Here is an 11,508-nt window from a genome sequence, read left to right on the forward strand (position 1 = left end):
AAACCGCCATATTGCCCCATACGCCAAACCCCCAAGACCAAGAAAAACAAGGAAAACGCATGATTGACTTTGTCGACGGCACGGCTTTCAACCAGGAACAGGGCCAACGCGCTCGCAAACTCTTTGCAGCGGTTGTTCTTGCGGCTCTGGATGATGCCATTGCGGATGACAAGAAATACGGCAACGGCCCCGAGCAGATCGCGCGTTGGGCGCGGTCGCGCGACGGCCGTGAAGTGCTGAGCTGCGCCGGGATCGACCCTAACGAGCGGGTCGTGAGCGGGCTCATGGAATTTGTCGGCAAGGGTGTTCGCACCTCCGTCGCGCTGTCGCGCGAGGAGAGCGAGCGTCGTCACGCCGCCGAGCAGGCCGAAGCTGCCTGATCCACAACACCGAATTTCTGCCAAGCTGCCTTGAAATTGCGCCGGCCCTTGAGCCGGCGCTTTTTCGTGTCAGGGCGCGGGTCTAGCGGATGCCGCGGGTTTCCAGCGCGCGGGCGATCTCGCGGCGCACCAGCTTGCGGACGTTCTGGGTAATGCGCTCGCCCATGCGGCCGCGCAGCTCGGCGCGCACCACCTCGGCCACCAGGTCGGCCAGCCGGGCCTCGTCGATCGCCGCCGGCGCGCCCTCGGCGGCGAAGGCGGCGACAGACGTGTCGTCGTCCTCGTCATCGTGCCAGGGGTCATGGTCGTCCTCGTCCGAGGCCGCGTCGCGGGCCTCCGTGCCGATGACATAACCCTCGAGCGCGGCGTCTTGCTCCGCCAGCGCCTCGCGCTCCAGCACCTCTTCAGGCTCTGGCTCGGGGTCTGGCTCGGGCGCGATCTCCTCGGCATCCTCCACCGGCTGCGCGGCGGCCGCGCCACGGTGGCTGCTGCGAAACACCAGCGGCGTCACGGTCGCGCCCGCGTCGTTTTCCTCGGGGGTGGGCAGTTCGGGCGCCGTCCAGTCCTCCTCGGGCTCGGGCCAGCTCTCCTCGGCGGCGGGCTCCTCCTCCACCTCGATCTCGGCGGTCTCGTCCCAATCGGCCTCGGCCAGCGCGGGCTCCTCCTCCGTCGCGGCCACATCGTCCGCCTCGGGGGTGATCCGCGTGAAGTGCAGGCGCCCCGAGGGCACATCGGGCGTGGAGAGGTCGATCACCGCGTCTTCGGTGGCGTCGTCGTCCCAGTCGTAAGCCTCTTCGGGGGCCGCAACCTCCGACCCGTCCGGCTCGAAGCTGTCGCCGTCGTCGAAGGCCGATTCCAGCTCGGCCACCCGCGAGAGCAGCGCGTCATCCGCCACATCGGCCGCCCGCGACTGCCCCGCCTCGCTGCCGGCCAGCTCCGCCCAGGAGGCATCGAGCGCGGTCTCTGCCCCCGCATCGGGGGCCTCATCCTCGGGCCCGGCCGGGCCTGCGGCCTCGTCTGCCGGCTCCTCCCCGGCCTCGGCCGCCTCGCCCACCCGCAGCGACGGGGTCAGCACCAGGGCATCGGGCTCATCCTCGAGATCGGGCTCGGGATCGGGCGCAGCCGCAGGGCGCGGGCGCGTGGCGTTTTCCGACACCAGGCGGCGGATGGAAGAGAGCACATCCTCGATTTCAACATTGGACATCGGATCAGACATCTACACCTCTCGCCGCGACGACCCTCACCATATCCCGCAGAATCTCGTGGGTGGGTGACGCATCTGCCCTTTCGCTCATGCTTTTCCGCAAGCCGTGACCCGCCGGACACGGCAGCGGGCGCGGGCCGATACGGGGCCGACCGGGGTTTCCGGTCAGAGGTTAACTTCTCGGAGCGCAGCGCACAACTGCCGCGGCCCATGGCCGCGCCAGCCGGTCAATCGTGCTGAAGACGTTCCAGCACGCGATCGAGCTGCTGCCCCTGGCGGGAGCGCTGCGCCGGCGCGGATTTGACCGCGTTGTAATACGCCGCGGGATCATAGGTCTGGATGCCCAGGCCCAGGTGCTCCACGGTCAGGAGACCCATCGCAGAAAGAAGTGAATAAAGTGCTACATACTGCTGGGCCTGCGCGTCGATCCGGGCCGATTGCGCATCGAGCAGGTCCTGCTGGGCGTCGAGCACGTCGAGCGTGGTGGCGGCGCCGAGGTTCTGCTCTTCCTGCACGCCCCGGTAGGCCACGGTTGCGGCGCGGATCTGCTGCTCGGTGGCCGAAAGCTGCGCCACGGCCACCCGCAGGTTGGCCCAGGCGTTGCCGACGAGCTGCTGCACGTTGTGCGTGGTGCTCAGGAGCGCCGCGCGGTTGGCCTCGGTCTGGTTGCGCGCCTTGCGGACCTGCGCCGAGAGCTTGCCGCCGGCGTAGATCGGCTGGTTCATCGTCAGCCCGAAGCTCGAACGGTCGTTGCCCTCGTCGTCGAAGCTGAGGTTGGCGGAGCCGTCGACGGTGAACTTCATCGCCGCCTCGGCCCGCTTGATGCCGAGCTCGGAGGCGGCCACGGTGTGCTGGGCCTGCCGGATCAGCGGATGGGTGCGCACCGCGATCGCCTGGGCGGCCTCGATCGAGGCGGGCAGTTTGGGCGGCGCCGGCGGCGGGGCCAGCCCCTTGGGGTAGCTGCCCACGGCCACGCGGTAGCTCTCGCGCGCGATCTCGAGCTGGCCCGCGGCGAAGGCCACGTTGCTGTTGGCCGCGGCCTGCTGGGCCTCGGCCTGGGCCACCTCGGTGCGGGTCACCTCGCCCACCTCGAACCGGTCACGGGCGGCGCGGAGCTGCTGGTTGGTCAGCCGCACGTTGGACTGCGCCAGCGCCAGGCTCTCGGAGGCGGAGGTCACGTCCATGTAGGCTTGCACGGCGGCGAGCAGCACCTGCTGCTCGAAGTTGACCAGCGCCTCGCGGGTGGCCAGCACGGTCTCCTTCTGCACCTCCACGCCGAGCCGGGTGGCGCCGTTGTCGAAGAGCGTCATCGAGGCGCCGAGCGTGACCGTGGCGCCCAGCTCGTAGTTGGTGGTGGCCGAGGCCGTGGCCCCGGCGGAGAAGGCGATGATCGGCCGCAGGTCGGCCAGCGCGATGGCCACGTCTTCGTCGGCGGCCCGCAGGAGCGCCCGCTGCTGATCGAGGATATGGCTGTGCCGATAGGCGGTGATGAGCGCATCGGTGAGCGTTTCGGCGGCCAGCGCGACCGGCGAGAGCATCGTCGCCCCGGCCAGCGCGAGCACCGTCAGCCCTTTGCGGAAATTCGGAAGACGTGCCATTTCGGCCCTCCCCTTTGCGCCAAATCCGGCGCGGTTGTTGATGTGCGCGAACCGGCGTTTCCCACCGGCCGCGCAGCCCTCTCAGAGGGCGAAATCGCGCACCGTCTCGAAGCCGGGAAGCACCGGCGCCGTGGCATTGAAGGCGAAGCGCCACGCGATGCGCCCCCCGGTGCAGGTGCCGACCTTCACGGTGCCGAGGCCGCCTTCCATCAGGATGCAGGCAATGCGCCCGCCCTCCTTGAGCTGGCCGGCCAGCGTTTCGGGCAGGGTGCCCACGCCACCTTCGACGACGATCACGTCATAGGGGCCGTGCTTGGCGGCACCCTCGGCCAGCGGCCCGGTCAGGACCACGGCGTTCATCACTTCCTCGCGGGCGAGAATGGCCTCGGCCTCGGAGGCCAGGCTCTCCTCCTCCTCCAGCGCGATCACCGTATCTGCCAGCTCGGCCAGCACCGCCGAGGAGTAGCCCAGCCCGCAGCCCACATCGAGCACCATCTCGGTGGGCGCGATGTCGAGCGCGTCGAGCATCTTGGCAAAGGTGCGCGGCTCCAGCATGACCCGGTCCGGCGCCAGCGCGAGATTCTCGCCCATGTAGGCGGCCTCGCGCTTCTCATCGGGCACAAAGACCTCGCGGCGGATCTTCAGCATCGCGTCGATGATGGGGAACTTGGTCACGTCGGATGGCCGGACCTGGTTGTCGACCATCATCGTGCGGCGGGCTTCGTAAACGCTCATCTGAAGTAAACTCTTCGGTTCGCTTGGCTTTTCTAGAAGTGCCACGAAACGCGCAGGGAGGCAACACGACGGATGCGCACAGTCGCCGCGATTCGCACCGCAAGGGTGCGGCGCCCCGGCGTTGTTTCTCGAACCGAAACGATGGCCCCGCCCTACTCCGCCGCCTCCGGGGCGATCCGGTCGGGCGCCTCGCAGCCGCGCGCGCAGCACCGCCCCGGCTGGCGGCTCACCCTCTGGCCTGCGTCATAGACGCCGCGGTCGATCAGCTGGCCCACCAGGTCGGCCCGCTCCCCGACCGGGTAATTGCGCCAGATCTCGCGCTTCATCGCCTCGGGCGAGCCGCCGCCGTGGAGCGAGATGACCGAGTACCACCCGGCCTGATGCGACACGGTCAGGTCCTCCATGAACCGCGCCACCTCGGCGCGGCGCTCGGCCGGAATGTCGCCCCGCCCGCCCAGCACGGCGGCGAGCGAGGCCGCGGTCTGGGGGTTGTGGTCTTCGTCGGGACCGGGCAGCGCCACCACGAGACCGCCCGAGACGTAATGGGCCAGCCGGTGCATGTCGTAGATCCTGGTGGCCAGCAGCAGCTTGCCGACATTGGCAAATACCGGCTCCGGCATCACCGTGCCGCTCTCGGAGGCAACGCCATAGACCGAGGCCGCCACGCCGCAGGCAAAGAAGCTCTCGGTGATGGTGATGAGGTCCACCATCGCGTCGCGGATATGGCCGTGGCGCTCCGGGTCGAGCCCGTTGGCCTCGCTCATCATCGCCCCGGCCCCGATCAGCAGGTCGCCAAAGCCCGCCCGCGCGCCGATGCAGCTTTGCCGGTGGTGGGTGGCATAGGAGGTGGTGAGATGGCCCGCCTCCTCGACCTCGCCATCGAGGAAGACCCGCTCGTGCGGCACGAAGACATCGTCGAAGATCACCACCCCGACCGACTGGCCATAGCGCGCCGAGAACTTTGCCGCCGCCTCTCCGGGCCGCCCCGCGGGCTTGGCCACGATGGTCACGCCCTCTGCGTCCACCGGCACCGCGCAGGCCACGGCGCAGGCGGCATCCTCGGGGCGATGGGTGCGGCAGGGCATGACGAGGAACTCGTGCATGTAGGGCGCGCCGGTGACGATGGCCTTGGTGCCCCGGATCACGATGCCCCCATCGCGGCGCTCGGTGACATGGACGTAGGTATCGGGGTTGGGCTGGTCGGCGGGGCGCTTGCTGCGGTCGCCCTTGGCATCGGTCATCGCCACGCCGAGGGTGAGATCGCGGCGCTGCACCTCCTCCAGATAGGCGAGAAAGCGGGCGTGGTAGTCGGTGCCATGCACCGCATCGGCGCGGTGGGTGGCCATGTGAAAACCCGCGAGCGCATCGTGGCTCAGGTACCGCTGGGCGCAGCCCGAGACCTTGCAGACCAGCCGCACCGCCTCGAGCTTGTCGAGCAGGTCGGCGCAGGTTTCATCCACGTGCAACATCCGGTTGACGGTGCGGCCGCCCTGCCGGGCGGTCATCAGGCGGCGGTGGGCGGGCTCGTGGGCAAAGTCGTAGGTCACCCCCACGCCGTTGATGCCGGGCGCGAGCCGCGGATCATCTGCCACGCACTCCACCCGCTCCCCGTTCACGAAGACCCGCGGGCTCAGGCTCCGCAGGCTCTCCCGATAGTCCTCCGCCGTCATCAGCATGGCTGGCCCTCCCCGGCTTGCGCGTGAATTCGAACACCGTTAGATTTTTCGGGCACTGTTCGAGTCTGTCAAGGGGCGACACCGGAACGTCATGGCCAGAAGGGCGACTGCAGCGAAGCGCGAGGCAATCCTCGAGGCGGCGGAGGGCGTGTTTGCCGAGGCCGGGCTGGAGGGCGCAAGCCTGCGGGCCGTCGCACAGGCGGCAGGCTACACCCCGGCGGCGCTCTACTTTCACTTCGACAGCAAGGAGGCGCTCTACGCCGAGATGCTCGGGCGCACGCTCGAGCGGCTGGGCGCAGCGGTGCGCGGGGCCTGCACCGGGCTTGCAGGCGCGGCGAAGTTCCGCGCCGCCGCCATGGCTTTCTTCGGCTACTACGCCGAAAACCCCCGCGATCTCGACCTCGGCTTCTACCTGCTGCGCGGCGGCATGCGCCCCGCGGGCCTCGGGCGCGCCCGCGACGAGGCGCTGAACGCGGCACTGGCGGCAGCCCTCGCCCCGCTGGATGAGGCCGCGCGCGCCCTCGGCGCCACGCCCGAAGCGGCCCAGGGCGCCACGGTGGAGACCTTCGCCCAGGCCACCGGCCTGCTCCTGCTGCTCCACACCGGCCGCATCCGGATGTTCAACGCCTCCGCCCCCGCCCTGATGGAAGCCCACACCGACAGGTTGCTCGCCACCTTCGACCCCTCTTGAAACAGCCCCCGAAACCGGCTACCTCCCGCTGCACCACCCAGGGACGGCGAGTTGGCGGAGTGGTTACGCAGCGGATTGCAAATCCGTGCACACCGGTTCGATTCCGGTACTCGCCTCCAGACAATTTCAATGACTTGGGCGAAATCGAGCGCGGCGCGGCAGCGCCGTCTCGGAAATTGCCTGAGTAGTCTGCTTTTGCTCCACCCCATCCTCTGGGCTTCTATGGCCCTGACCTTCTGTCTCACCGTCTTGGTGTCGTGCAGCACCACGGCCGGGCTCTGGCCCGTCGGTGAGCTGCCACTTGCCGCGAAACGCGGAAATGGCAGCTTCCGGTCTCAGCTCGCGTCCTTGACCTCGCTGTCGTCGCCGCGAACCTGGGCAGTCACGGTCGCATCGGCGTTGTCGCGGTTGCGCCAGAACCAACCGTGTTCACCGTCGAAGGCCGCGATGATTTCGCCTTCAGCGCCGTTGGAGCCGCGCCCCTTTTCGTAGATGATCGACTTGCCGGAGCCATGGCCGTGAAGGTCGAAGGTCACCCGACCCCCTTCCACGGTCATAAGGTATTGCGCGGTCCGGCCTTCGGTCATCACCAGCTTCCACATGGCGGCCTGCTTCGGCCTCCTCATGGAGCTGCTGCCTGATCTCGCCCATCTCGGTCCGGCGACATCTTCCTCCAGCCCATGCGAGTGGCCGTGGGTTTCGACCATCTCGACATGGTCGGCGATGACCTGAGGGAGCTCGGGCCCATGGTCGGAGGCGGGAGCGATGGGCCAGACCACGCGGGCAAGGGCAGAAAGCAGGCCAACACGCCTCCTGCACTGCCGATCTGCCCACTGCCCCGTCGCATGTCTGGCCCGTCTCTGCCCTGGTGTCCGTGTCTTGTGCTATCCTCCGGGGGAGGTTATCCCTGCCCCATGACAAGACCTGCCATCCATGCAAGCCACCCCAAGGTCATAGCCCGGCTCAAACGCGCCGAGGGGCACCTTCGCTCCGTCATCGGCATGATCGAGGAAGGGCGCGGCTGCCTCGATGTGGCCCAACAGCTGCAAGCCGTGGAAAGCGCCCTGCGCAATGCCAAGCAGGCTCTGATCCATGACCACATGGACCACTGCCTTGATGGCGACGACCCGGCGGACCGGGACGAACTGAAGGCGATCTCCCGCTACCTTTGAGGCACACATGCTCGACATTCTCGCAGACCGCACCTATCGCCACCTCTTTCTTGCTCAGGTCGTGGCCCTGCTGGGCACAGGGTTGGCGACGGTTGCCCTTGGCCTGCTGGCCTACGACCTGGCCGGGGACGGCGCGGCAATGGTCCTGGGCACGGTCTTCACAATCAAGATGGTGGCTTACGTCGGTATCGCGCCCATCGCCGGAGCCTTCGCCGACCGAGTGAACCGGAGAGGCTTTCTGGTGGGGCTCGATCTGATCCGCGCCGGGGCTGCCGTCTGCCTGCCGTTCGTGACGGAGGTGTGGCAGGTCTACGTCCTGATCTTCGTGCTGCAATCCGCCTCCGCCGCCTTCACGCCAACGTTTCAGGCCACCATCCCCGACGTCCTGCCGGAAGAAGATCGCTACACCCGCGCCCTCTCGCTCTCGCGGCTGGCCTACGACCTCGAGAACATCATCTCGCCCACGCTGGCGGCGCTGCTCCTGCTGCTGATGAGCTCCGGCACCCTGTTTCTCGGCACGGCGGCGGGGTTCGTCGCTTCGGCCCTGCTGGTGGTCTCGGTGATGCTGCCGAGCCCGAAGCCTTCTGCCCCACGCGGCATCTACGACCGCACCACGCGCGGGATGCGCATCTACCTCGCCACACCAAGGCTACGCGGGCTGCTCTGCCTCAGCCTCGCCGTCGCCGCCGCCGGTGCGATGGTGCTGGTCAACTCGGTGGTGCTGGTGCGCAGTGATCTCGGGTTGGGAGAGGCCGCACTTGCGTGGACGATGTTTGCCTTTGGCGCAGGCTCGATGAGCGCCGCACTGGCCTTGCCGCGTCTTCTGGATCGAACGACCGACAGGCCGGTGATGCTGGCCGGCGCCTGGTTGATGGTCGTCGTTCTGGTGGCCCTCGCCATGGGAATGGGCGCCTTCGGACTGACCTGGACAATGCTGCTGGCGGCATGGCTGTTCGTCGGGCTGGGCTCCTCGACGGTGCAAACCCCCTCGGGGCGGCTGTTGCGCCGCTCAGCCCACCCGGAAGATCGCCCTGCCCTCTTCGCCGCGCACTTTGCCTTGTCCCATGCCTGCTGGCTGGTCACCTATCCGCTGTCGGGCTGGCTGATGACGCGGTTTGGCCCTCTCGTCGCGCTGTGGCTGCTTGCCGCCCTCTCCGCGGCCGCGATCCTGGGCGCGATGCGATTCTGGAGCGCGGGTGAGACGGAGGAGGTGGAGCACAGCCACGACAACCTGCCATTGGACGATCCGCACCTCGCAGGACACCGCCGCCACTCGCACCCGCTGGTCATCGACGATGCACACCCGCGCTGGGGGGCGCAATTCTAGAGGCCGACCGGTCGGCCGAAAGCACGAAGCCGATCAGCGTCGCTCCCCGCAGGATCGTTCGGCGTTCAATGCAAAAGAGCAGGCTCGGCTTGACTTTGGCTGCGCAGCCCCATGGACCGCTCCGGGCCGGTAGCAGGTGCTTCCCGCCAGGCCTCGCACACCGCGAGGCGGTCCATTGTGCGACGGCGTGGGAAGATCAGAGCCCAGTGGCGCATTCATCGCGCCCATGTCCGCACATTCGCGCCACGTTCCGGTTTTCTTGACCCATGCATGAGTAATCCCTCGTTTACGGTCATAGGCTTAACGACTCCGACACATCCGTGCACACCGGACCGATTCCGCTACGCGCCTCCAAGGGATTTCCAGCACATCCGTGACGCGCAGGGCGACGGCGCTTGGCGGTGCGCTGGCCCTGCGGCGCCCTCCACCGCGGATGTCAGGGCGCGCGCGCCCCGCGACGGCGCACAGCCTGTGGCAGGTGTTTTCGCGGTGGTCTCCGCCGACCGCTTTGCTAGTCTCGCACCGACCCCACCCGCGAGGCCCCCATGCGCACCTTCTTCTCCGAGGACCACCGCCTGCACTTTCCCCAGGCCGAGCTGACCGGCGGGCAGTTCGTCACCCCCTACGAGCGGCCATCCCGGGTGGAATACGTGCTGAACCGCCTCAAGGAGCAGGGCCTGGCCGATATCGTGGCGCCCGACGCCCCCGACATGGCGCCGGTGAAAAAGCTGCTCGATCCGGGCTTCCTGCGCTTTCTCGAAACCGCCTGGGACGAGTGGAAGGCGGCGGGGATGAAAGGCGAGGTCATCGCCGCCGGGATGCCCGCGCGGGGCATGCACCCCGACCGCTGCCCGGAGTATATCGACGGCAAGGTGGGCTACTACTGTCACGCCTCCGAGACCGCCATCACCGGCGGCACCTGGCGCGCGGCGCTCTCCTCGCTGGCCTCGGCGCAATCCGCGCAAGCGCAGGTTGCCGCCGGGGCGCAGGCCGCCTTCGCGCTCTGCCGGCCGCCCGGGCACCATGCCACCGCCGACCAGTACGGCGGCTACTGCTTCATCAACAACGCCGCCGTGGTCGCCCAGATGTTCCGCGATGACGGCGCGGGCAAGGTGGCGGTGCTCGACATCGACTTCCACCACGGCAACGGGACGCAGAACATCTTCTACGACCGGGCCGACGTGCTCTTCGCCTCGCTCCACGGCGACCCGCGCCACGCCTACCCCTATTACCTCGGCTATGCCGACGAGCGCGGAACGGGCGCGGGCGAAGGGGCCAACCTGAACTACCCGATGCTCCCCGGCACGCCCTACGGCCCCTGGGCCGAGGCGCTAGACGACGCGATTGCGAAGATCCGCGCGGCCGGGGTGGAGGCGCTGGTCGTCTCGCTCGGGGTGGACGCCTTCAAGGACGATCCGATCAGCTTTTTCAAGCTGGAGAGCGCGGACTTTGCCGATGCCGGGCGGCGCATCGCCGGGCTGGGCCTGCCGACCGTGTTCTGCATGGAGGGCGGCTATGCGATCGAGGCGGTGGGGATCAACACGGTGAACGTGCTGGAGGGGTTTCTCGGCGCCTGACCGGCGGCGAAGACGCCTCGAAGGGCGGATGAGCCACCCCGGCGGGGCCGCTCATCCAGGCTTTCAGCCTCTCTTCGCGCTCACTTGACCAGTTCGGTCCAGATCGCGGTATAGAGATCGGTCGCCGACTGCGGACAGGTGGGCAGGAACTTGCCCGCCCCCGCGAACTCCTCGGGCACCACGATCTCGGGCGCGGTCTTCATCTCCTCGGGCATGAAGGGGTCGGACCCCTCGATGCCGTTGGCGTAGCGCGCGAAGGTCGAGATCATCGCCGCGTTCTCGGGCACCATGATGAAGTCGAGAAACTTGTAGGCCTCCTCCACGTTCGTCGCATCGGCCAGCAGCCCCACCGAGTCCATCCATAGCGGATAGCCCTCCTTGGGGTAGCCATAGACCACGTCGGGGTTGTTCAGCCGCGCCCGCATGGTCGAGCCGTTCCAGTTGACGGTGGCCACGTAGTCGCCCGAGGAGAGCTTGTCGGTGGTGCCGTAATCCATCGAGATCCACTTGGGCTTGGCCGCCATCAGCTTGTCGCGCACGCCCTTCAGCAGATCCAGGTCCTCGGTGCAGGCCTCGCCGCCGGCGTTGAAGATCGCCAGCGCCATGATGTCGTTCATCTCCGGCACCACATTCACCTTGCCCACCAGCTCCTCCGGCGGATCGAGGAAGATGTCGGAGGTGTTCACGTCGCCCGAATAGACAGAGGTGTTCACCGCCATGCCGGTGGTGCCCCACTGCCATGGCACGGTGTATTTGCGGCCCTCGTCCCATGGCACGTTCATCCATTCGTCGGCGATGTTGCCGTGGTTGGGCAGCTTGCTCAGGTCGAGCTCGGCCAGCAGGCCCTTCTCCACGAAGATCGGCACGTAGTTGGCCGAGGGCACCACCAGGTCGAAGCCGGATCCGCCCGCCTCCACCTTGGCCAGCGCGGTGGTGTTGCTGTCGTAATCTGTGACCGTCACGGTGATGCCGGTCTCGGCGGTGAACTTTTCCAGCAGTTCCGGCGAGGTGTAGTTGCCCCAGTTGAACAGGTTCAGCGTGCCATCGGCCTGCGCCGTCACCGCGCTGGCCACGAGCGCCGTCGTCGCCACGAGTATCTTTTTCATTCTTGTTCTCCTTTGTTGGGTTGCGGCGGGGTTGATCCCCGT

The 11,508-nt window shown here is 68.0% G+C and carries 11 protein-coding genes and 1 tRNA gene; 6 read left to right on the plus strand and 6 right to left on the minus strand.

What is annotated here, in order from left to right; genetic code table 11:
- The first annotated feature begins 59 nt into the window (after window positions 1-59).
- Complete coding sequence (locus BUR94_RS11460) at window positions 60-380, plus strand: DUF6280 family protein (RefSeq protein WP_074256361.1); 321 nt, start codon at window positions 60-62, stop codon at window positions 378-380.
- A gap of 82 nt (window positions 381-462) precedes the next feature.
- On the opposite strand, the gene BUR94_RS11465 is transcribed toward BUR94_RS11460, so the two are convergent.
- The 4 genes from BUR94_RS11465 to BUR94_RS11480 form a co-directional block, all read right to left on the minus strand.
- Window positions 463-1,596, minus strand: a complete 1,134-nt coding sequence (locus BUR94_RS11465; protein ID WP_139301271.1) for a hypothetical protein — start codon at window positions 1,594-1,596, stop codon at window positions 463-465.
- A gap of 215 nt (window positions 1,597-1,811) precedes the next feature.
- Window positions 1,812-3,182, minus strand: coding sequence for a TolC family outer membrane protein (locus BUR94_RS11470; protein WP_074256363.1), 1,371 nt, complete (start codon window positions 3,180-3,182; stop codon window positions 1,812-1,814).
- An 81-nt stretch (window positions 3,183-3,263) separates the two neighbouring features.
- The gene (locus tag BUR94_RS11475; protein ID WP_074256364.1) at window positions 3,264-3,917 is read right to left on the minus strand and encodes a protein-L-isoaspartate O-methyltransferase family protein; all 654 of its coding nucleotides are present in this window, start codon (window positions 3,915-3,917) and stop codon (window positions 3,264-3,266) included.
- Between the two features lie 152 nt (window positions 3,918-4,069).
- Window positions 4,070-5,593, minus strand: coding sequence for a 4-hydroxyphenylacetate 3-hydroxylase family protein (locus BUR94_RS11480; protein WP_074256365.1), 1,524 nt, complete (start codon window positions 5,591-5,593; stop codon window positions 4,070-4,072).
- 91 nt (window positions 5,594-5,684) lie between these two features.
- On the opposite strand from BUR94_RS11480, the gene BUR94_RS11485 reads away from it, so the two are divergent.
- Together BUR94_RS11485 and BUR94_RS11490 are read left to right on the plus strand one after the other, a co-directional pair.
- Window positions 5,685-6,284: a helix-turn-helix domain-containing protein gene (locus BUR94_RS11485; protein WP_074256366.1), complete on the plus strand. Its 600-nt coding sequence runs from the start codon at window positions 5,685-5,687 to the stop codon at window positions 6,282-6,284.
- 45 nt (window positions 6,285-6,329) lie between these two features.
- A tRNA-Cys gene (locus tag BUR94_RS11490) sits at window positions 6,330-6,403 on the plus strand.
- 216 nt (window positions 6,404-6,619) lie between these two features.
- Here BUR94_RS11490 and BUR94_RS20920 read toward each other — a convergent pair.
- Complete coding sequence (locus BUR94_RS20920) at window positions 6,620-7,063, minus strand: hypothetical protein (RefSeq protein ID WP_245794446.1); 444 nt, start codon at window positions 7,061-7,063, stop codon at window positions 6,620-6,622.
- A gap of 135 nt (window positions 7,064-7,198) precedes the next feature.
- Here BUR94_RS20920 and BUR94_RS11500 point away from each other — a divergent pair, with 135 nt between their 5' ends.
- The 3 genes from BUR94_RS11500 to BUR94_RS11510 all read left to right on the plus strand — a co-directional run bounded on the left by BUR94_RS11500 (window position 7,199) and on the right by BUR94_RS11510 (window position 10,360).
- Window positions 7,199-7,456: a metal-sensing transcriptional repressor gene (locus tag BUR94_RS11500; protein WP_074256367.1), complete on the plus strand. Its 258-nt coding sequence runs from the start codon at window positions 7,199-7,201 to the stop codon at window positions 7,454-7,456.
- 7 nt (window positions 7,457-7,463) lie between these two features.
- A complete protein-coding gene (locus BUR94_RS11505) occupies window positions 7,464-8,783 on the plus strand; it encodes an MFS transporter (RefSeq protein ID WP_074256368.1) in 1,320 nt (439 codons plus the stop codon).
- 545 nt (window positions 8,784-9,328) lie between these two features.
- On the plus strand, window positions 9,329-10,360 hold the full coding sequence (locus BUR94_RS11510; RefSeq protein WP_074256369.1) for a histone deacetylase family protein: 1,032 nt from the start codon (window positions 9,329-9,331) through the stop codon (window positions 10,358-10,360).
- 80 nt (window positions 10,361-10,440) lie between these two features.
- Here BUR94_RS11510 and BUR94_RS11515 read toward each other — a convergent pair whose 3' ends face one another.
- Complete coding sequence (locus BUR94_RS11515) at window positions 10,441-11,466, minus strand: extracellular solute-binding protein (protein WP_074256370.1); 1,026 nt, start codon at window positions 11,464-11,466, stop codon at window positions 10,441-10,443.
- Window positions 11,467-11,508 lie beyond the last annotated feature (42 nt).

This window comes from Vannielia litorea (assembly GCF_900142295.1).
GTDB lineage: Bacteria > Pseudomonadota > Alphaproteobacteria > Rhodobacterales > Rhodobacteraceae > Vannielia > Vannielia litorea.

What these genes read in the sequence shown, in the direction of transcription:
- BUR94_RS11460 (WP_074256361.1), top strand. Translation starts at nt 60, where the DNA reads ATGATTGACTTTGTCGACGGCACGGCTTTCAACCAGGAACAGGGCCAA.
- BUR94_RS11510 (WP_074256369.1), top strand. Translation starts at nt 9,329, where the DNA reads ATGCGCACCTTCTTCTCCGAGGACCACCGCCTGCACTTTCCCCAGGCC.
- BUR94_RS11480 (WP_074256365.1), bottom strand. Translation starts at nt 5,593, where the DNA reads ATGCTGATGACGGCGGAGGACTATCGGGAGAGCCTGCGGAGCCTGAGC.
- BUR94_RS11475 (WP_074256364.1), bottom strand. Translation starts at nt 3,917, where the DNA reads ATGAGCGTTTACGAAGCCCGCCGCACGATGATGGTCGACAACCAGGTC.
- BUR94_RS11515 (WP_074256370.1), bottom strand. Translation starts at nt 11,466, where the DNA reads ATGAAAAAGATACTCGTGGCGACGACGGCGCTCGTGGCCAGCGCGGTG.
- BUR94_RS11485 (WP_074256366.1), top strand. Translation starts at nt 5,685, where the DNA reads ATGGCCAGAAGGGCGACTGCAGCGAAGCGCGAGGCAATCCTCGAGGCG.
- BUR94_RS11465 (WP_139301271.1), bottom strand. Translation starts at nt 1,596, where the DNA reads ATGTCTGATCCGATGTCCAATGTTGAAATCGAGGATGTGCTCTCTTCC.
- BUR94_RS11470 (WP_074256363.1), bottom strand. Translation starts at nt 3,182, where the DNA reads ATGGCACGTCTTCCGAATTTCCGCAAAGGGCTGACGGTGCTCGCGCTG.
- BUR94_RS11505 (WP_074256368.1), top strand. Translation starts at nt 7,464, where the DNA reads ATGCTCGACATTCTCGCAGACCGCACCTATCGCCACCTCTTTCTTGCT.
- BUR94_RS11500 (WP_074256367.1), top strand. Translation starts at nt 7,199, where the DNA reads ATGACAAGACCTGCCATCCATGCAAGCCACCCCAAGGTCATAGCCCGG.